This window comes from Methanothrix sp. (genome assembly GCF_024518575.1).
Taxonomy (GTDB): domain Archaea; phylum Halobacteriota; class Methanosarcinia; order Methanotrichales; family Methanotrichaceae; genus Methanothrix_B.
The window spans coordinates 1-19,015 of the sequence record NZ_JANIHG010000005.1; the positions used below are offsets into that span (position 1 = coordinate 1).

General features: G+C 55.7%; 17 protein-coding genes. 6 read left to right on the top strand and 11 right to left on the bottom strand.

Translation table 11 applies throughout. The annotated features are described in order from the left end of the window. Positions 1 to 62 precede the first annotated feature (62 nt). From xseA to ribH, 3 genes are all read right to left on the bottom strand, one after another. The gene (gene xseA, locus NQU42_RS01910) at positions 63 to 1,277 is read right to left on the bottom strand and encodes an exodeoxyribonuclease VII large subunit (protein ID WP_296608596.1); all 1,215 of its coding nucleotides are present in this window, start codon (positions 1,275 to 1,277) and stop codon (positions 63 to 65) included. Between the two features lie 186 nt (positions 1,278 to 1,463). Next, a complete protein-coding gene (locus NQU42_RS01915) occupies positions 1,464 to 2,603 on the bottom strand; it encodes a pyridoxal phosphate-dependent aminotransferase (RefSeq protein ID WP_296608598.1) in 1,140 nt (379 codons plus the stop codon). A 1-nt stretch (position 2,604) separates the two neighbouring features. Next, positions 2,605 to 3,015, bottom strand: coding sequence for a 6,7-dimethyl-8-ribityllumazine synthase (ribH, locus tag NQU42_RS01920; RefSeq protein WP_296608599.1), 411 nt, complete (start codon positions 3,013 to 3,015; stop codon positions 2,605 to 2,607). Between the two features lie 112 nt (positions 3,016 to 3,127). Between ribH and ilvE the strand changes: the two genes are divergently transcribed. Next, on the top strand, positions 3,128 to 4,021 hold the full coding sequence (ilvE, locus tag NQU42_RS01925) for a branched-chain-amino-acid transaminase (protein ID WP_296608601.1): 894 nt from the start codon (positions 3,128 to 3,130) through the stop codon (positions 4,019 to 4,021). A 7-nt stretch (positions 4,022 to 4,028) separates the two neighbouring features. Next, positions 4,029 to 4,592, top strand: a complete 564-nt coding sequence (gene pyrE, locus NQU42_RS01930; RefSeq protein ID WP_296608602.1) for an orotate phosphoribosyltransferase — start codon at positions 4,029 to 4,031, stop codon at positions 4,590 to 4,592. Here the strand turns inward: pyrE and NQU42_RS01935 are convergent. Continuing rightward, complete coding sequence (locus tag NQU42_RS01935; protein WP_296608604.1) at positions 4,580 to 5,845, bottom strand: adenylosuccinate synthase; 1,266 nt, start codon at positions 5,843 to 5,845, stop codon at positions 4,580 to 4,582. The genes pyrE and NQU42_RS01935 overlap by 13 nt on opposite strands. A 218-nt stretch (positions 5,846 to 6,063) precedes the next feature. Here NQU42_RS01935 and NQU42_RS01940 point away from each other — a divergent pair, with 218 nt between their 5' ends. Further along, positions 6,064 to 6,498: a hypothetical protein gene (locus NQU42_RS01940; RefSeq protein WP_296608605.1), complete on the top strand. Its 435-nt coding sequence runs from the start codon at positions 6,064 to 6,066 to the stop codon at positions 6,496 to 6,498. A 198-nt stretch (positions 6,499 to 6,696) separates the two neighbouring features. On the opposite strand, the gene infB is transcribed toward NQU42_RS01940, so the two are convergent. The 6 genes from infB to NQU42_RS01970 all read right to left on the bottom strand — a co-directional run bounded on the left by infB (position 6,697) and on the right by NQU42_RS01970 (position 13,819). Beyond that, complete coding sequence (infB, locus tag NQU42_RS01945) at positions 6,697 to 8,505, bottom strand: translation initiation factor IF-2 (RefSeq protein WP_296608606.1); 1,809 nt, start codon at positions 8,503 to 8,505, stop codon at positions 6,697 to 6,699. A 298-nt stretch (positions 8,506 to 8,803) separates the two neighbouring features. Further along, complete coding sequence (locus tag NQU42_RS01950; RefSeq protein WP_296608608.1) at positions 8,804 to 9,412, bottom strand: rhomboid family intramembrane serine protease; 609 nt, start codon at positions 9,410 to 9,412, stop codon at positions 8,804 to 8,806. Between the two features lie 52 nt (positions 9,413 to 9,464). Next, positions 9,465 to 9,953, bottom strand: coding sequence for a TIGR00288 family NYN domain-containing protein (locus NQU42_RS01955; RefSeq protein ID WP_011696470.1), 489 nt, complete (start codon positions 9,951 to 9,953; stop codon positions 9,465 to 9,467). 484 nt (positions 9,954 to 10,437) lie between these two features. After that, complete coding sequence (locus NQU42_RS01960) at positions 10,438 to 11,193, bottom strand: TatD family hydrolase (protein WP_296608612.1); 756 nt, start codon at positions 11,191 to 11,193, stop codon at positions 10,438 to 10,440. 31 nt (positions 11,194 to 11,224) lie between these two features. Beyond that, entirely contained in the window at positions 11,225 to 12,724 is a 1,500-nt protein-coding gene (locus NQU42_RS01965) for a 2-isopropylmalate synthase (protein ID WP_296608613.1), read from the bottom strand. Positions 12,725 to 13,084: 360 nt separating this feature from the next. Beyond that, positions 13,085 to 13,819, bottom strand: a complete 735-nt coding sequence (locus NQU42_RS01970) for a UPF0280 family protein (RefSeq protein WP_296608614.1) — start codon at positions 13,817 to 13,819, stop codon at positions 13,085 to 13,087. A 207-nt stretch (positions 13,820 to 14,026) separates the two neighbouring features. Between NQU42_RS01970 and NQU42_RS01975 the strand changes: the two genes are divergently transcribed. From NQU42_RS01975 to NQU42_RS01985, 3 genes are all read left to right on the top strand, one after another. After that, complete coding sequence (locus NQU42_RS01975; RefSeq protein ID WP_342766388.1) at positions 14,027 to 14,245, top strand: dodecin family protein; 219 nt, start codon at positions 14,027 to 14,029, stop codon at positions 14,243 to 14,245. A 499-nt stretch (positions 14,246 to 14,744) separates the two neighbouring features. Then, positions 14,745 to 16,238, top strand: coding sequence for a lysine--tRNA ligase (gene lysS / locus NQU42_RS01980; RefSeq protein ID WP_296608617.1), 1,494 nt, complete (start codon positions 14,745 to 14,747; stop codon positions 16,236 to 16,238). Positions 16,239 to 16,406: 168 nt separating this feature from the next. Next, positions 16,407 to 16,538: a hypothetical protein gene (locus tag NQU42_RS01985; protein WP_296608619.1), complete on the top strand. Its 132-nt coding sequence runs from the start codon at positions 16,407 to 16,409 to the stop codon at positions 16,536 to 16,538. A 126-nt stretch (positions 16,539 to 16,664) separates the two neighbouring features. Here the strand turns inward: NQU42_RS01985 and NQU42_RS01990 are convergent, their stop codons facing one another. Continuing rightward, positions 16,665 to 19,010: a VWA domain-containing protein gene (locus tag NQU42_RS01990; RefSeq protein WP_296608702.1), complete on the bottom strand. Its 2,346-nt coding sequence runs from the start codon at positions 19,008 to 19,010 to the stop codon at positions 16,665 to 16,667. Between the last annotated feature and the right edge of the window lie 5 nt (positions 19,011 to 19,015).

Below are 19,015 nucleotides of genomic sequence, written 5' to 3' on the forward strand. Positions count from 1 at the left end.
ACTCACAGTGCAGTCCGGCAGCACCCCACGAAGTGCGATGTTCGGGCGAATATCCTCGAGCCTCACTCAGATCCTCCCCGCGCGGATTCCCTGAGCTCGATCCCATTCACTCTGCAGTAAGCCTCGCCGTCTGAGAACACAAGCCTGATCTCATCTCCCTTATTGAGATCTGCTGCGCTGCATGCTACTCCCCCTGGACCTATGACCATGGTGTAGCCCCTCGAGAGCACCGCGAGCGGGCTGGCAGAATCCAGTCTTGCCCTGGCGATCTCGAGCCGTCTCACCCTCGAATCAACGATCGATCTCTCCGCATCCAGAAGTCTTCTCGACAGATCCCGGAGCCTGACCTTTCTTCTCTCCAAGAGAGCATACATCTGACGCGCCCCGATGCCCCTACTTAAATAATCCAGTCTCGATCTGATCCGCTCCAGCCGCGAATCGATCGCCCATGTCATGCGATCCTCCAGGTTTCGCAGGCGCAGTCCGACCTCCTCCAAATCAGGCACTGCAAGCTTCGCGGCAGCTGTTGGCGTCGACGCCCTCGCATCCGCGACCAGATCGGCGATTGTGACATCCACCTCGTGCCCGACTGCTGATATGACAGGAGCATCGCATTCAGCTATCTCCCGGGCGAGTTGTTCGTCATTGAAGGGGGAGAGGTCCTCAGCGGAGCCACCGCCCCTGCAGAGTATTATGACGTCCGCCATCCCGCGGAGCGCCCTCAGCGCAGAGATCATGCTGTGCGCAGCAGCATCCCCCTGTACGGTCGCTGGAGAGAGGATGATCCTTGCAGGATATCTCCCCAGAGAGCGAATAACATCGCGAAGCGCAGCCCCATCCATGGATGTGACTATCCCGATCCTCTCAGGATACCTGGGAAGCGCTCTCTTTCTCTCAGGAGTGAAGAAGCCCTCAGCTGCCAGTCTTCTCCTGATCGCTTCGAGCTCCATCGCGCTCCTTCCGATGCCCGTGTCCGGAGAGATCAACCGCACCTGAAGCTGGACGCCACCCTTCGCCCTGTAGAATCCAACATCACCGAAGACCCTGACGTTCATTCCGTCCCTGAGAACGAAATCGAGATCAGATGCGTATGCTCTGAACATGACGCACGATATCTGTGCCTCAGAGTCTTTGAGCGTGAAGTACCTGTGGCCTGAGCTGTGGTTCACGACATTCGAGAGCTCACCCCGCGTCCATATATCGCGGAGCCTCACATCCCCTGCTAGCCTGTCCTGGATCCTGGTGCAGAGCTCCGAGACTGAATATGTGTGTACCATTCGCAGGTGGCACTTATCGCGATCTCATATAATTTTTTTGCGATGCATTCTAAAAAAGTGGCTTCACGCACAACAAAAGAGGTAGAGCTGGCTGTTCCTTTGCAGGATACAGCCCGATGATGGTGAACTGAGGCCAACTACGGGATCGCAGCGAATCGATCGCTGCGGCTCAGTTCCCGGCTGGCGCTAATCGCCCAGCATCTTCCCCATCCGCTCCAGCGCCTCATTCAGGCGTTCTCGCGATGTCGCGTATGAGATCCTCACGTAATCCTCTCCGCCAGGACCGAATGCAGATCCAGGGGTGACCGCGATCTTCGCTTCCTTAAGCAGCCGCTCAGCGAATGCATCCCCTCCGCCGAGAGGGGAGACGTCCGGGAAGATGTAGAATGCGCCGCCAGGGAGAGCACATCTCATCCCAAGCGATCTCAGCCCCTCTACCAGGATATCCCGCCTGGCCCTGAACTCTTCGGTCATCCTCTTCACATCATCCTGGGGCCCCTCGAGCGCTGCGATCCCGGCCCACTGGACGAAGGTGGTAGGATGAGATACAGAATGGGAGAGAAGCCTGCTGACCCATTTCAAAATATCCTTGGGACCTGTGAGGTATCCCAGCCTCCAGCCTGTCATTGCATAAGACTTGGAGAAGCCGTTTATGGTAACGGTCCTCTCTGCCATATCAGGAAGGGAGGCGATGCTGATGTGCTCATGCCCGTAGATTATCTTCTCGTAGACCTCATCGGATACGACATAGATATCGTGGTCGATAGCGAGATCCCTGATCTCGTTCATCACATCGCGCCCGAAGACTGCGCCGGTCGGGTTGCAGGGGGAGTTAACGAGTATCGCCTTTGTCCTATCTGTTATCGCTTCAGGAAGATCTATCGGCATGAAATCCTGATCGACATCAGCCCATACAGGCCTGCCGCCAGCGAACCTGATGCATGGCTCGTAGCTTACCCATGATGGGCCGATGAGCACCATCTCATCCCCTTCATCGAGAAGCGCCTGGATAGCCGCAAATACAGCCATCTTCGCGCCAGGAGTCACTATCACATCATCAGGCACTGTTGGTATCCTGTTCTCCTCGCGGAGCTTCTTCGCGATCACCCTTCTGAGCTCAGGTATCCCGTTTGTAGGCGTGTATCTAGTCTTCCCCTCCATCATGTATCTGCACGCCGCATCACATATGTGCCTGGGTGTATCGAAGTCCGGCTCACCAACCCCGAGATCTATGATATCAAACCCCTCAGCGTTCAGGCGCTTGGCCTCAGCAGAGATCCTCATGGTGGCGGATTCCTCTATCGAGGCCAGCCTCTTTGAGACCATATCACTCCTCCCTCAGGCGCATTACCAGCTTGACGGCAGCCTCAACCGCGCGCTTGCCGTAATCGACACGCTTGTGAGCATCCGGTCTCGACATCCTCGGGCCGCTGATGCCGAGCGTGACGGGCTTGTCGAACTCCAGCGAGAGATCCATGAGCTTTCTTGCAGCATGCTGTGCGACGATCTCGTCATGCGCGGTCTCGCCCTGGATCACGCATCCGATCGCCACAACAGCATCTATCCCATCCCTCTTCAGGAGCTTTCTGACAGCCAGCGGCATGTCGTAGACGCCGGGAACCATTATCGTCTGGACAACCTCAGCGCCGAGAAATCGCGCATGCTCCCTCCCGAGAAGCTCCATCTGGTATGTTATATCCCTATTGAACTCTGAAACCACGAAACCAAGTCGTACCATAACATCAACGTCCGATGAAGATGTAACCATCTACCTTCATCCATTCTTTAATAAATCCATCGATACCATGCATCAAAACCCATTTATCCTAAGCAAATTGGGAGGTCATTCCATGAGCATCGTTTACGTCAACGGCAGCTTTGTCCCTAGAGAGGAGGCGGTGGTCTCTGTCTTCGACCACGGTCTTCTTTATGGAGATGGAGTCTTCGAGGGCATTCGCGCATACGGAGGCAGGGTCTTCAGACTCGAGGCACATGTCAGGCGCCTCTACGATTCAGCGCAGGCCATAATGCTCGATATACCGATGACGCAGGAGGAGATGTGCGAGGCGATACTCGAGACCCTGCGGAGAAACAACCTGAGAGACGCGTACATCAGGCCCGTGGTCACCAGGGGCGTTGGCGACCTGGGCCTCGATCCGAGAAAGTGCCCAAAGCCCACTGTCATAATAATAGCTGTCAGGTGGGACGCGATGTACGGAGACCTCTATGAGGTCGGGCTGAACGCGATCACCGTCACCGTGAGAAGGAACTCTCCCGCTGCGCTCCCACCGAACATAAAGTCTCTGAACTACCTGAACAACATCCTCGCGAAGATAGAGGCCAATATAAAAGGAGGGGATGAGGCGATATTCCTGGATGCAGAGGGCACGATCTCAGAGGGCAGCGGCGACAACATATTCGTCGTAAGAGACAACAGGATCTACACCCCACCGACTCTGAACAACCTGAAGGGCATAACGAGAGAGGTCGTGCTGGAGCTCGCGAGCAGGAACGGCATACCTGTCCAGGAGACCAGGCTCGGGCTCTTCGATCTCTACACCGCAGATGAGGTCTTCGTTACGGGAACTGCAGCGGAGATAGCTCCTGTCTCCAGGATAGACGGCAGAGTGATAGGAAACGGTAAGCCGGGACCTCTGACAAAACTCCTGATGAAGCTCTTCAAGGAGTGCACCGAGTCAGAGGGCACGCCCATCTACAGAGAAGAGGTCGCAGCCTCACAGTGAGGTTCCGATGTCCCCAGAGCGGGAGCAGCTGCTCAGCTTGATAAAAGAGACTGCGCTTGAGGTCGGCACAGTAGTCCTCTCCTCAGGTCGCACCAGCAACTACTATGTGGACCTAAGAAGGATGGTTCTCACTCCAAGGGGAGCGTATCTGACAGCAAAACTTCTCCTCGATCTCGTCAGGCCAGAGGTGAGTGCCATCGGAGGGATGACGCTGGGAGCGGATCCGATCGTCTCCTCCATGATTGTGGTTGGCCATCTAGAGGGAAGGGATCTGTGCGGCCTGATCGTGAGAAAGGAGCCGAAGAAGCATGGCATGAGGAGGTTCATCGAGGGACCAGTGCTGGAGCCGGGCGCGAGGGTTGCGGTCGTCGATGATGTCGTCACCACAGGGAACTCACTGCTCAGATCGATCGAGCGGATCGAGGAGGCGGGGTACAGGCCCGTCCAGGCCCTCGCAGTCCTGGACAGGATGGAGGGAGGAAGAGAGACTCTGAGGGATGCGGGATTCGAGCTCGAGTCGCTCTTCACGAGAGACGACCTCGGGCTCGCTCCGCGCGATCACTCCAGGTAAATGGTCTGCTCCCTTGCAGGGCCGACCGATATCGCAGCTATATCCACATCCATGAGCTCCTGTATCCTCTCCACATACGCCCTCGCATTCTGAGGCAGGTCGTTGTAGTCGAGGGCATCGCTTATGCTCTCAGACCACCCCTCCATCTCCTCATAAACAGGGACGCATCTCTCAAGATCCGATGTGCTCTCCGGCGGATACTCTAAGATCTCACCATCGAGCTCGTACGCGACGCAGATCTTTATCCTTCTGAGGCCGGTGAGCACATCCAGCTTTGTCAGAGCCAGCTCTGTGTATCCATTCAGATACACCGCCTTTCTCCCCAGAACCGCGTCGAACCAGCCGCAGCGCCTCGGCCTTCCTGTCGTCGTCCCGTACTCTCCGCCAGCCTCCCTGAGCCTGGCTCCGGTCTCGTCCTTCAGCTCCGTGGGCAGCGGCCCCTCGCCCACACGCGTGATGTATGCCTTCACAACGCCGACAACGTTATCGACACGCACCGGTCCGACGCCCAGGTTGGCGCATGCGCTGCCTGCTGTCGTGAAGCTCGATGTGACGAACTTCTGCGTGCCGTGGATCACATCCAGAAAAGATCCCTGCGCGCCCTCTGCGAGCACCATCTTCTCCTCATCGAGCGCACGGTTTATCTCCAGAGAGACATCTGTGAGGTTGTTCTTCAGAGCCCTTCCGATCTCCAGGTACTCGCCCAGCTGCGCCTCGTCCCTCACAACAGAGGGGTCTCCTCCCATCTCTTTTATTGCGGCCTCCTTCGCCGGCGCTATCTCCTCCAGCTTTTTCCTTAGCAGCTCCGGATCCGTGATGTCGGCCATCTGCACCTCCTCGCGCGCGATCTTATCGATGTACGCATATCCTATCCCGCGCTTGGTGGTGCCGATCTTTGCTGTCCTGGCCCTCTCCCTCAAGGCGTCCATCTCTATGTGATAGGGCATTATTATGCTCGTCTTGGGATCTATGCCGAGATCGACCTTCATGCCCTCTCCCCAGAGGGCCTGGAGCTCCCCCCACAGGATCTTCGGGTTGAGCACCACGCCCGGGCCTATCAGAAGCCGTTTGTTGAAAAGAACGCCGCTGGGCACCAGATGGAGCTTGTATGTCTTATCCCCCACCTTAACAGTGTGCCCCGCGTTATCCCCACCCTGAAAGCGCGCTACGATATCATACTTTTCAGCAAGCAGATCCACAATCTTGCCCTTTCCCTCATCACCAAACTGTGCACCTGTGATTATCGTGAACATGCTGCCCCGGTTGGGTGCATCGTAGATAAACCATTTCCCACACCCAGTACGATCCGCACTAAATGCAGAGGCACTCTGGCCGCTTACTGGAGCAGTCGATTGATCTATAAATTATCTATAGGGTATTTTCATCTATTTAGTTAATTTGTGACAACTATAAAGCTGCGGATGCGTTGCAGTGCATGTAGGAGGCCTGGGCTTCGAAGCGGTGGTCTGAAATGAGATCAAATATCTGCAACAAACTTCTGGGCATAGCAGATTACTATGAGGCGGTCTTCACAGGGCCGGCGGCCATGGAGCATGGCAGGTTCAGAAGCAACGTTCTGGGGATGATCATCGAGATGCTGGACGTTCTGAGGATCGATGATGATCTCAGGACGGAGCTGATAAGATCCATAACAGCAGGCTGGAAGATGGAGATGGTCGACGATGATGCTGCTGAATCAGAGATGGTCCTGGAGATGCTCGAGAGCGTGAGAGGCATCGCGATGCGTGATGATATGAGCCGCAGCCTGGAGGTGGGTGTGCTCATGTCACTTCCGATACGGGAGATAGACCTCAAAGAGGATCATGTCTATCAGGTCTATGATGTGATGAACAGGATCATGGACCATCTGAGCAGCAGGACGACGGGAGAGCATCTGGTCGCATGATTTGAGACGCTGGATATCCGCGATCTGGCATGCGATACATTTGAGTGAGGCATATCCGCAGCATCCGGCCATTGGTCATCAGTGGTCATTTCTTGGATTACAGGAGTATACGGCGTCGCAGGATAATGATGTGTTGTGCCAACAGAATGCCGGCTCCTGTAAGAATGTTCGGCGATTCGGGCCCACAACTGGGAAGGCTCATCTTCCCCAGAATATGTCCTTCTTCCTCTTGATCTCCAGGAACTTCTCGAAGACCTCTATCTCGTCCTGAGACATCTTCTGCTTGAGCTCCTGCTCTATGATCCTGGCATGCTTCTCAGGTATGTTGACGTATAGAAGATCTCCCTCGTGAATCTGGCGCCCAACAGTCGGACCATCGATCGATATCGCGACCTCCTGGCCGACCGTCGCCATGGGTATGTTCTCGTTCCTCTGCTGTATTCCACGTATGGTGCCAACCACAGCGCCATCCTCGCGTATCAGCGGCACGTTGTGTGTTATTGTCCCTCCAACCACCTGCACTCCGACTATAGCAGGCTTTGACTGCCTGAAGACGCAGTCGGGCAGTATGCGAACACAACCTGGCTTGATTATGGCCTCGAGCCGCTCCTGCTCCATCTGCATCTTCTTCTCCTCCATCCATGCCTCGTAGCTCTCGAGTAGCGTGTAGATGACATCGCTCTGGAATACAGGAACGTCCAGCTTCTGTATCTCCGAGAGGGCATCCGGAAGTATCTCTACATTGAATCCCAGGATGACTGAGAGAAGTGGGTCCTTGAGTGCAGCGGCCCTTATGACATCCCTGCGAGTTATCGGGCCCACATCAGCCACATGTATGGGTATGTTCTTGGCGCGAAGCTCGCCGACAAGCCCCTCAAGAGATCCAATGGTGTCTGCCTTCAGTATCACGCCGACTGTGTCTGTATCGATCCTCACGGCCTCGATCTCAGACCTTATCTCCTTGGCTATCGCCTCCGGATCCTCTCCCTCGCCAACGACACGGATGGTGGATCCTGCAAGCGCGGTCTCGAGCTTCGGGGCTGATATCTTTATACCGGAGGCAGCGACGACATGCTTCACAGGGGTGAACCGCTCCTCGCTCCGTATCTCCTTGAGCGGCCTGGGCTTGAGAAGCGCCCTCACCTTTGTTATTATCGGCTCGCGTGGCGTCCCGACCACGATCGTATCCCCGACGCTGATCATGCCATCGTAAAGTATGACATCAAGGGTTGTGCCGAGCCCCCTCTCCTCCTTCACCTCAAGTATCGTTCCCACACCCGGACGGTTCGACTCGATCTCCAGGTTCTGCTTCAGGAACCTCTGTGCAAGGCCAACCAGGACCAGGAGAAGATCGGGAATTCCCTCTCCGGTTATGGCGCTGACCGGGATTATGCCCACGGTCTTAGTGAAATCTGTTATCCGGTCGTAGCGGTTGGAGTCGAAGCCGTATTTGTAGAGCTCTCCGACGAGCTCGTATATCTTCGTCTCCAGCGCCTCCACCACCCGCTCGGTCTGTCCCGATAGGCTCTTGGCCATGGGGGCGTTCTCGACAGGTCGCCAGCCTGGGATTCTGTCTATCTTGTTTGCAGCGACCACGAACGGAGTCCTGAACCTCTTCAGGATGTTTATCGACTCGATTGTCTGCGGCTGGAACCCCTCGTTTATATCCACTATAAGTATGGCAAGATCCGCGAGCGACCCACCACGGCTTCTGAGCGATGTGAACGCATGATGGCCCGGGGTGTCTATGAAGAGCAGCCCTGGCACCATGAGGCTCGCCTTGAATCCAGAACCGCAGAACTGCTGTATCACGCTCAGAGGGATCTCGGTAGCGCCTATATGCTGCGTTATGGCTCCGGCCTCGTACTGTGCGACTGTGGTGCCCCTTATCCTGTCCAGCAGCGTTGTCTTCCCGTGATCGACATGCCCCATAACGCAGACTATGGGGGTTCTCAGCTGTGAGACCTCCTCCTTCGAACGCATACCCTTTTTAGATCTCTGACGCATGGTGGATCCTCCCTAAAAATACCGCAGGCGATGAGACTGCGATTCCAGGCAACACCTCACGGTGCTCAGAAACACTCCGATGCAGCTCTTTATCTCTCGATCTCAACGAATATAAATCCTCTGCATCCAGCGGGCACGCCGTGGAGATATCTCCACCGGATTCTCCGCCATCAGAGCTTCTGGTCGTGTTCTTGGAAGCTGATTGGAACGACATGAATCGATAGCCTCACATGAGATTTCGATGAGATCTTGATAGCACATCAGATCTCGGTGATGCGGTGCACACCATATCTCAGGATCAGTAGTACCTTCTCCTCCTTCCAAAGCTCTGTCCGAAGAATAGACCGGCGAGAAGGCCAGCGAGATGTGCCATGTGCCCTATGCCATCTGCTCCCCTCAGGCTTATCTGGTAATAGAGATCCAGGAACGCCAGGAGGGCTATCGCCAGCGGTATCCCCAGAGGTATCGGTATGGGAAAGATTATCACCCTTATCTCGGGCGCGATTATCGCCAGGGCGCCCATGACCCCCATGATCGCTCCGCTGGCGCCCATCATGTATCCGGTGGCCACAAGCATCTCTATGATGCCGCCGAATATTCCGGACGCGAGGAACACCAGGAGGAAATTCCTCTCCCCAACCCTCCTCTCGAGCTCCGTCCCGAAGAAGAAGAGAGCCAGCATGTTCCAGAAGAGATGGCCTATGTCAGCATGAACGAATATATGCGTTACCAGCGTCCAGGGCCTGGACTCGACAAGTGCCGGATTCAGGGAGAGGTATCCCCTCACAGCCCAGGGGTTCACGGCCATTGCGATCGATACGATGATGCACAGAGCGATTACAGCAAGAGATGCCGGAATGCTTGAGCCTCTGGGCTTGATATCATCCCAGATCTGATCGGAGACCATGCCAAATGACAACAATCCTCTGACGATATCTCTTATGGTACCACTTCCAGTTTCAGGACTCTGTGACGTACTCGCCGTTTCTGAGCACTATGACGTAATCTGCGGAGTTCCTCAGCGCAACAGAAAAGCCGGGCTCTGCACCGAAGATTATCGTCTCCTTGCCGTGCTCCATCGCCTTCATGAGCACTGGCTTCAGATCCGCATCTCTGGTGACGAGCGCTATGGTGTCTATGACAGGGTTGTAGATCATGTCGACGCCCTCCACGGCCATCCGCACATCGACATCGCTGGTGCATATCACCGGCTCAAATCCCTGGTTCTCTACGGCCTCTACAAGCTTCTCTGAGGCGTACTGGTTCAGGAAGACCTTTCCAACCTTTATGTCGCCGTAATCCCTGAGTATGTTCCGGATCTCCTCCAGGTCCATCTGGAACTCCTTGCGCAGCATGTTGGGACCATCTACCAGGAGACCTATCTTCTTCCTTCCCTTCTCCTTCTTGGATCCGAGGTACTTCAGGATGTGCTCGAAGTGTATAGCCATGATCGCTAATCCTCTATTTCAGAACCCTAATCTTTATTATGTCCACAGGTCGATTCATATAATTTTCTATCGATGACGGTGGTGTATGGTTTGACCATCGTGGTTTGCAGGCACTAAATTTAACGATCTCTCCCAGATTTTCTCTGATCATTTTTATATTACCGTTGAACCTCTCTCAACTCAAAATAGCCAGGAGGTGCTCGATCGATTCGTATGAGGTCCTTGCGTGGAGAGGCACTGCAGGATCACCTATCGAAGTCGCCTGCCCATTCAATTCTGTGACGAGTTCATTCTCAGCATCATATGGCATCGCGGGAGTCATGAGTTATATGCGATGAAAGCCGATCCCTTCATTGATCCGTGCCCTAAATCCCCTCTCGACGCGCGGAAATGCCTTGAACCCGAAGCGGTCGGAAGGCATCGAGAACCGCTGCCTGCGCACACGAATTAGCGTAGATACACATACAAGGCGCCCGGCTGGAGATCACATGCCGTAAATCCTTCTGGTGTTTCTCACCGTCGCCCTGGCTAGCTCCTCAGGCTCCATCCCCCTCATCCGCGCTATGAGGTTGAGCGAGTCCAGTATGAAGGACGGCTCGTTCCTGCCTTTTCTCGGAGAGAGAAACGGGCTGTCTGTCTCGAGGAGTAGCTGGTCCACCGGCACGCTCCTCGCCAGAGCCTGGTGCTTCACAGATCTGCACACAACTGTTGCTATAGATACGTAAAATCCCCTGTCGACGATCTTCCTCATGGTCTCCAGGCTTCCGCTGTAGCAGTGGAATACCACCTTCTCCATACCCTTAACGAGATCGAATGCCATATCCTCGGTATCTCTGGCGTGTATCACAAGCGGCTTGCCGAGCTCCTCTGCGAGCTGTATCACTCTGCGGAAGACCTCGACCTGCTGCTTTCTGAGGGCTGGATCACTGCACCTGTAGTAATCCAGCCCCGCCTCGCCGACCCCGATTATCTCCCCGGAGTTCTGCCGGATCTCATCAAGGACGAGATCCACATCCCCAGGTCTCATCCGGTCGAGGGAGTTGGGGCTGAGGCCCAAGGTCGCGTGTATGAACTCATGCGACCTGGCCAGCTTCAGCGTCTCTCTGTTCGTATGAAGGTCAACTCCAGAGTTGATCATCTCCACGACGCCTGCAGCTCTCGCCCTCTCTATAACATCCATCCTGTCCTTATTGAAGTGCTTGAAATCGAGATGGCAGTGTGCATCTATGACCGCTACCAAGAGAACATCTCCTGATCATTTCTTTGATCTGCTACCTGGATGCACGTTCCTCGAGGAGCAGAAGACGGTTTATGGCGCTGACAAGCGCCTCCACCGATGCCATGACTATGTCCTCCCGCGCAGACCGGGCGGATACCTTTCTGCCCTCGGTATCCTCTACCCCTATAACGACCTCTGCGAGGGCATCAGATCCCCCTGTGATGGCCTCTATCCTGAAATCCCTCACCCTGATCAGGCTGTCCTGGCCGAGTATCTCCCTCACAGCCTTGACTGCAGCATCCACCGGACCAACCCCGATGTTTGCGAGCACCTTCTCCTCGCCCCTGAAGAGGGCCCTTACGGTGGCTGTGGGCGTGATCGTGTTCCCGGTCATCACGGCCACCTCCTTGAGGACGAGCGCCTGCTCTCCCTTCGCGATCTCGCCCAGGACGACCTCTGCGATGGTCTGGAGATCCGCATCCGTAACCTGCTTGCCCTTGTCGCCGAGCTCCTTTATCCTCCGGAGGATCTCCTGGAGCTGATCCTCTGTCGGATGATAGCCAGACTCCTCGAGCACCTTCTTAACCGCATGCCTTCCCGTGTGCTTTCCGAGGACGATCCTGCGCCTGTGGCCGACCATCTCGGGAGTCATTATGCCAGGCTCGAAGGTGTCGCTCCTCTCTATAACCCCATGGCTGTGTATGCCGCTCTCGTGGGAGAACGCGTTGTCTCCGACGATTGGCGCGTTTATCGGTATCCGCGTCTCTGTGAGCCTTTCAACAAGCCTTGCCGTCTCAACGAGGTACTGCGTTTTTATCGATGTCTTCGCTCCGTATATCGAGTGAAGGCTCATGACGGTCTCTGCGAGGTTCGCATTGCCGGCCCTCTCACCCAGACCGTTGACCGTGACCTGGACCTCTCGCGCACCAGCCTCCACAGCTGCGAGGCTGTTCGCCACCGCGAGCCCGAAGTCGTTGTGGCAGTGCACATCCACGAGTATGTTCATGTAGCTGCAGACCTCTTTCACGAGCCGGTGGAACGCGGACGGCGCCATGACACCCACGGTGTCAGGTATGTTTATTATGTCCGCCCCTGCGCCCTCAACAGCCTTGAAGATCTCCCTGAGAAAGGCCGGGGGCGTCCTGGTGGCGTCCATGGCCGAGAAGAGGCACACCACCCCGTGGTCCTTCACGTACTCGACCGCCTTTATCGAGTCCGCGACTATCTCCTCCCTGCTCTTCTTTATCGTGTGTGCTATCTGGATGTCGGAGGTCGAGACGAATACGTGAACCATGCCGACACCCGCGTCCAGACACCTGTCGATATCGCTCCTGATGATCCTCGAAAGGCCGCAGACTGTGGCGGTGAGCCCCTCATTCGCTATGGCCTTGACGGATTCAAACTCGCCCTTTGAAGATACAGGAAAGCCAGCCTCAATGACATTGACCCCGAGCTTGTCGAGCTGCCTGGCGATTATGAGCTTCTCCTCAGGGGTGAGCGATACCCCCGGGGTCTGCTCCCCATCCCTCAGGGTCGTGTCGAATATCCTCACCTCTTGGCCGCGAAGGTGCTCAAGATGGTAGAAAGCGATCCCACGCAGAAGTTTCTACTGACATGCACGCAGGGTTGAATCGCGTGGAAGATAAAACTTTGCTTTTCAGCCGGAGGCGCAGATGGAACCGGAGTTGTGAGAGAGATGTCTGTGCGGCGCTAGCGAACTGATCCATCTGACAGGAGCGAGCAGGGCGCAGACTCCAATTTTTGCCCGTAAGGAAACTATGAATGACCTGCGGAATATGTAAGGAATGTTTACAAGGCTGAGTGCCGATAAGATTCAGCCACGTACCATGGGGCATTGCCTGTGGAGATCTCTAGGAAGCTCCTCTCTTCAGGTCGGAGAAGCACCAGGCGCCTATCCCTTTGTTATGAGATCGTATCCAACCCGCGCCCTCCGTATGGGAGGCATGTCTCCCCACACAGCCATCTCATCCCCTCTTATAACCAGAGCTGCGATCACCCCAGTTCTATCAACCGCACTGAAGCACTCCTCCAGGCTGATATCAGGAGTGACAGCATTGCCAAGCGCAGTTGCTCCAGCATCTGCTATCGCCGGATCTCTGGATATAACGGTCGCGACATCTGCGCACCCGAAGCTTATCGACGGCCCGACGGTCCCGCTGCTGCTGCAAACCCCCAGAATGCCTTCTGCAGGATGAATCTCAAGAGCCAGGTCCTTTATCGGAGATGCTCCGGCGTATATCCCGACCAGCACAGGCTCATCTGAGCATATCGCTATATCCCCGCCGTTGTCAACGACAGCGTAATCTGCCCCTGCCTCCACCATGGCCTCGACCGCAGATGCGGCTATCGCTCCGGCGACCGCAGCCATCGGTCCGACGTGGAAGAGGGACGATGCATGGCACATCCTTTTCACAACAGCCGGGGCATCATCCACAGGGCGATCGTACGGCTCTAGGGTCAGCTGGAAGATTGGGTCAGAGGCTATGAACTCCTCGAGCTGGATCCTGCTGTCTATTATCGCGCTCTTTGCTATCTCTATGTGCTCCTGAGATCTGGCCACGATTGTGGCTATCGTCTGATGAAGCCTGAAGTGCTCCCGTATCATCAGAATTCGGTTGTACTTCATCGCTATAGCTTTTGAGGATTCTGTGAGAGATGCATCTCGAGAGTGTAGACAAAACCCTTGGTAAGGAGGGGTCAATCAGACGAATCGCGCCCTGTACAGCAACGATCAACAGCCCACGGGATACGATCGCTGGTGCGTGCACCACAATCTCGAAAGTTATATTAAGATATAGAATCATTATATCAATTAATTCGTGAGGTGATTTGCTTGAACGGGGATGTATATAAATTCATAGAGCTCGTCGGCACATCGACGGTTGGGTGGGAGGATGCGGTGAAGACAGTCGTGGAGACAGCCTCAAAGACTTTGAGGGATCTGAGGGTTGCCGAGGTCACCGAGCTTGATGTGAGGCTGGACAAGGGCAAGATCGTCGAGTACAGGGCGAAGGTGAAGCTATCGTTCAAGTACGAGAAGGAGGAGGACTGAGAGCGGAGAACCTGCCCGCGCATTTACAAGGCCAGCTCAGAGATCCAGGAGATCGGAGATTGTTATAGGAAATCAGGCAGAAGACCCCTCCCCTTCAGGGGAGGAGGTCACGTACTCCTGCCACTGATGCCAGCACTGGTTTGTCTCAAAGCTAGTGGTTCGCATCAGTGGTCCGAGCACAAATCATTTTTGGGACCCCTTCATCGGTGATCGTCTCGAAATAGAGGAGTGCTCCGCTTTCATCCCGGCCTTACGGGGTCTTCCAGCTTCGCCCTCTCCCCAAACTAGATGGGGGCCGGACCGGGCATATCAGCTGAGGAAGGTAGATGGCACATAGGAACTGCCCCGTGAAATCGGTTTCACGATAACTATACCAAGGTCTGAGATAACCAGACACCTGCGCCGTCTCTTCGGCCAGCGCTAATTCTGTACATACATTCTCAGATGCGCTTTGTCGTGGCCGGAAGCTTAATATCCCGCTCTGCATCGATCTCGGCTTATGATCATCCACTGGGCAGATGTGATTGCGGAGAGGCTAAAGGACGGTGGCCCGCATACTCTGGCCACAGGCATAACTCCATCCGGGCCTGTGCACATAGGCAACCTGCGCGAGGTCATGACAGCTGATGCTGTATACAGAGCTCTTTTGGACAGGGGCGTGGAGGCGAGGCTGATTTACATAGCTGATACATATGATCGCCTGCGGAGGCTCTATCCATTTCTGGACGAGAGCTTCAGGGAGCACGTGGGCAAGCCTCTGTCCGAGATCCCATGCCCGGAAGGGTGCTGCAGCAGCTACTCAGAGCACTTCCTGAAGCCCTTCCTCAGATCCATGGATATTCTGGATATAAAGCCGGAGGTGTACAGGGCGGATCAGCTCTACAAAGAGGGCGTTTATCTGAACGCCATAAAGACCGCGCTGAAAAAGAGGGACGAGATCGCAAAGATACTGAAGGAGATCTCCGGCAGGGATGTTGCGCCTACCTGGAGTCCATTCGATCCGATCTGCAGGGACTGCGGCCGCATGAACACCACCCGTGTGACAGGATTCGATCTCGATTCCGAGAAGGTCGATTATGTATGCGAGTGTGGGTCCTCAGGGAGCGTGAGCATGCGTGGTGGTGGCAAGCTCGTCTGGAGGGTCGACTGGCCTGCACGCTGGCACATCTTCAGGGTGACGGTCGAGCCTTTCGGAAAGGATCACGCAACAGCAGGCGGATCTTACGATACGGGAAAGCGGATCAGCGAGGATATTTACAGCTATCCTGCACCGTATCCTATCGTCTACGAGTGGATCCATCTAAAGGGGAAGGGCGCGATGCACAGCTCGACAGGGCTTGTTGTGACTGTCCAGGAGATGCTCGATGTCGTGCCTCCTGAGGTCCTGCGTTACCTCATAATCAGAACAAAGCCCGAGAAGCACATAGAGTTCGATCCCGGACTTCCGCTCCTCACCCTTGTGGATGAGTACGACCAGAGGAGGGGGGATGCAAGAGCGCTTGAGCTCTCCTCCATAAGAGACAGCGAGCCATTCACCATACCGTTCAGGCACATGGTGACTGCTGTCCAGATCGCACGTGATGACGAGGATCTCCTGCTAAAAGTTCTGGAGAGGAGCGGATACGAGACATCACGCAGGGATGAGATACTCGCGCGCGCCCGGAATGTGAGGATATGGCTGGAACGGTACGCACCGCCATTTGTGAAGTTCGAGGTGAAGGAGACCCTCCCCCAGGCGGTCAGAAACATCACCCCGGAGGAGCGCCGGGGTCTTGGCATGCTGGCGGAGAGGATCGAGGGAAAGAGCGCGCCGGAGATCCACGACGAGATATATGCAGTGGCAAACGAGCTCGGCATAGATCCGAAGAAGTTCTTCCAGGCGGTGTACCTTGCGTTTCTGGGGGAGCGTCAGGGGCCGAAGGCCGGGTGGTTCCTCGCAAGCCTCGAGAGGGGTTTCGTCAAACGAAGGCTCACCGAGGCCTCTATCGCTTGATTGTGTTGCCCTTTGGGCACTGTCTCTGTGAACCACACCGATCTGTGGATCTGGAGATCGCACGACTCGAGGGGTGCTGGAACGGTTCCGCAATCATCTCCGGCATAACACCAGACACCGTAAGAAATGCATATTCGTCAAACCAGATCCATTCCTACAGGAGATAGAATGTCAGGGATCGAGGAGGCGATACGGAGGCTCGAGGAGATCGCCGGTCGCCACATCTGCGCCGCAAGAAGGGATGAGCTGCTGGAGATCATAGAGATCCTGAGGCGCGAGCTTGAGAGGGAGAAGACCTGATGCGCCTCTCATGCCAGACTGCATGCCTGCAACATTTGATGATCTGAGCAGGTGCTCTCTCAGCCCAATCGCATAACCTAGGTCTTCTGAATGCGAAACAATGGGGCAACGGGCATCAGGAGCGTCTCAGCCCCTTATCTCCCTCAGGCGCCTGATCGTGACCTCCAGCAGGAACAATACCAGCGCGGCCAGAAGCGGCTGCCAGCTGATGCTGGCCCTCTCCTGAACGAGACGCTCACTTGCCCTTCTCGCCTCCTCCACGATGCTCCTTCCCGCCTCCTCCTCTGTGAATATCTTCCCACCATTTGCCTCTATCAGCCCTCTCAGCTCCGGGTTGAATCCGAACTCCCTGTACTCCAGCGGGTAGTTCACGGCGATCCCGTAGTCGTTAACGTAATAGACTCCCTCTGACTCCGGGACGATCGTCACTGTGTATCTGCCGGGGGCTGTGCTCTCGATCCTCGCGCCCGCCCCGATCCTGGGCGGGCTCTCGCTTGAGACGTATATCTCCAGAGGGCTTCCAGCCCACCCATCTCCAGACTCAACCCGCTCCTTCTCCGGCCTCGGATCGCCGACAGCCCAGTTCACCATGGACGATATGAGCATAGAGTTATCCTCAGCGTAAAGCGGCTGAGCCCAGGCACTGCCATCGTCTGTGGCCAGGGAGACGCTCCTTCCAAGTCCGTAGCGCATCGCTGTGACTATCGGCTTTCCGTCTGTCAGCGCCACGAGCCTCTGGGCGCCGGGCTTCGGGGTTACGTCGTTGAAACCGCTTATCGTCGCATTGATCTCTATATCCCCTGTAATGTAGTGGTTCTCATCTGTTATCACAAGCGTGTATCCGGAGACGTTCTCTGCGACCTCATGCTCCCTCTCGATCTCGGGGGTTCTCACCGTCAGGGAGCTCGGATACACTGCAGGACGGAAAGTGGCGCCTGTGAGCGATGCCATCTCCTGGAACCTGCCCGCAGACCCTGCATAGCTCTGGACCTGTATCAGGGTGACCGTTGCGTTCATTTTCCTGAGAATATCGACAGAGTTGAGGAAAACCCGATCGCCCTTGACCTTGTCAGGCTCTATTCTGCCATCTGATATGACCACAATATCTGCCTCAGCCCTGCTCTCGTTGATGATCTTCCATGCCAGGCGGAGCCCCTCGTCCAGGTTCGTCTCGTCCTTTCCGATGGGGGTCTGCAGGCTCTTTATGCTCTCCTCTATGACGCCCCTGTTTCTGACAGGCACCGGCTGTGATACGACGTAGGGTTTGGTGCCGAAGACCACAACGCCAACCCTTGCGTCCCTGAGCTCCGGAGATCTGAGGAGCTCTATCGCGAGGGACTTCTCGTAATCGAGATATGTAGTGCTTTCACCGATCCTCATCGGCGCCATGGTGCTTCCGGAGATGTCCATGACCATGATCATAACCTTCCCGCCCTCGAAGAGGCTCGGGGATGATACGACCGGGAGGGCCCTTTCAAACACAGTGCTGTAATAGCCACCCAGCTCATATGCATCAGGACCTCCGACGACGACCAGGCCGCCGCCGCCTGCCACGTAGTCCTTCAGGCGGTCGAGCTCAGGATCGTACTTGATGTTATCCAGGACGACCGCCTTGTAACCGCTCAGAGATTGTGGGAGAGCATCTGCAGTGCTCAGATCGAAAAGATCCCCGAGCACATCCATCAGAGGAGAGGATCTGCCCAGGAGCAGAACTCGCGGTTTCGGCACAACGTACACAGCTTTTGTGTATCTGTTGTTACTCTCGAAGTGGTCCTCGTCCGGATGTATCTCAGCTCTCAGCATGTGCGTTCCTGTGCTCCGGAACCTGTGTGATATCCTGAGCGACTCGTTTATGCTCTCCAGGGAGCTCCTGAAGATCTCCAGGTCATCCGCATATACCACAAGATCCCCGCTGATGCTTCCGGATTTTCTGATCACTATCTTGAATGGATAGTCTCCATCCAGAACTGCAATATTGCTTCCCGATATCTCGATGCCTGCCTCTTTTGCTTCAGGTTTCATCTCGACTGCGAAGACCGAGACGTTCGAGCTTCTGGCAAGGAGCAGGGCATCCCTGAGCGGGCGTCCGCTGTTGCTGTACCCATCGCTCACAAGCAGGATTGAATCAGCCTGTGGCATGTACTGTATGATCCTGTCCCCCAGCGGCGTGCTCTCGCCCGAGAAGTACCTCAGCTGGGAGTCCTGGATCCTACCGCTCAGGCGCTCTGCGACCTTCAAGTCGAAGATCTCCATGGATGCTGTCTGATCCGAGAGTATCGTTATCCTTGGCCTGCTCACGTCCTTTGTGTGGGTCGTTACTGTGTACGGGTTCGCAAGCGCGATTATGATCAGGCACACCACCAGGGTTCTCGTGATGACCAGAAGCTTCCGGGGTGTGCGCTTCGTGTACAGAAGCCCCGCTGCGAGGACAGCTGGGACGAGCCAGAGCAGCTCCGGCCTCTGGAGGTACATCTCTG

Bases quoted from the DNA above. Each gene is read 5' to 3' on its own strand.
- xseA (WP_296608596.1), bottom strand. From the start codon at position 1,277: ATGGTACACACATATTCAGTCTCGGAGCTCTGCACCAGGATCCAGGAC.
- infB (WP_296608606.1), bottom strand. From the start codon at position 8,505: ATGCGTCAGAGATCTAAAAAGGGTATGCGTTCGAAGGAGGAGGTCTCA.
- ribH (WP_296608599.1), bottom strand. From the start codon at position 3,015: ATGGTACGACTTGGTTTCGTGGTTTCAGAGTTCAATAGGGATATAACA.
- NQU42_RS01990 (WP_296608702.1), bottom strand. From the start codon at position 19,010: ATGTACCTCCAGAGGCCGGAGCTGCTCTGGCTCGTCCCAGCTGTCCTC.
- NQU42_RS01970 (WP_296608614.1), bottom strand. From the start codon at position 13,819: ATGAAGTACAACCGAATTCTGATGATACGGGAGCACTTCAGGCTTCAT.
- NQU42_RS01985 (WP_296608619.1), top strand. From the start codon at position 16,407: ATGTCAGGGATCGAGGAGGCGATACGGAGGCTCGAGGAGATCGCCGGT.
- NQU42_RS01955 (WP_011696470.1), bottom strand. From the start codon at position 9,953: ATGGCTATACACTTCGAGCACATCCTGAAGTACCTCGGATCCAAGAAG.
- NQU42_RS01915 (WP_296608598.1), bottom strand. From the start codon at position 2,603: ATGGTCTCAAAGAGGCTGGCCTCGATAGAGGAATCCGCCACCATGAGG.
- ilvE (WP_296608601.1), top strand. From the start codon at position 3,128: ATGAGCATCGTTTACGTCAACGGCAGCTTTGTCCCTAGAGAGGAGGCG.
- pyrE (WP_296608602.1), top strand. From the start codon at position 4,029: ATGTCCCCAGAGCGGGAGCAGCTGCTCAGCTTGATAAAAGAGACTGCG.
- NQU42_RS01935 (WP_296608604.1), bottom strand. From the start codon at position 5,845: ATGTTCACGATAATCACAGGTGCACAGTTTGGTGATGAGGGAAAGGGC.
- NQU42_RS01950 (WP_296608608.1), bottom strand. From the start codon at position 9,412: ATGGTCTCCGATCAGATCTGGGATGATATCAAGCCCAGAGGCTCAAGC.
- NQU42_RS01940 (WP_296608605.1), top strand. From the start codon at position 6,064: ATGAGATCAAATATCTGCAACAAACTTCTGGGCATAGCAGATTACTAT.
- lysS (WP_296608617.1), top strand. From the start codon at position 14,745: ATGATCATCCACTGGGCAGATGTGATTGCGGAGAGGCTAAAGGACGGT.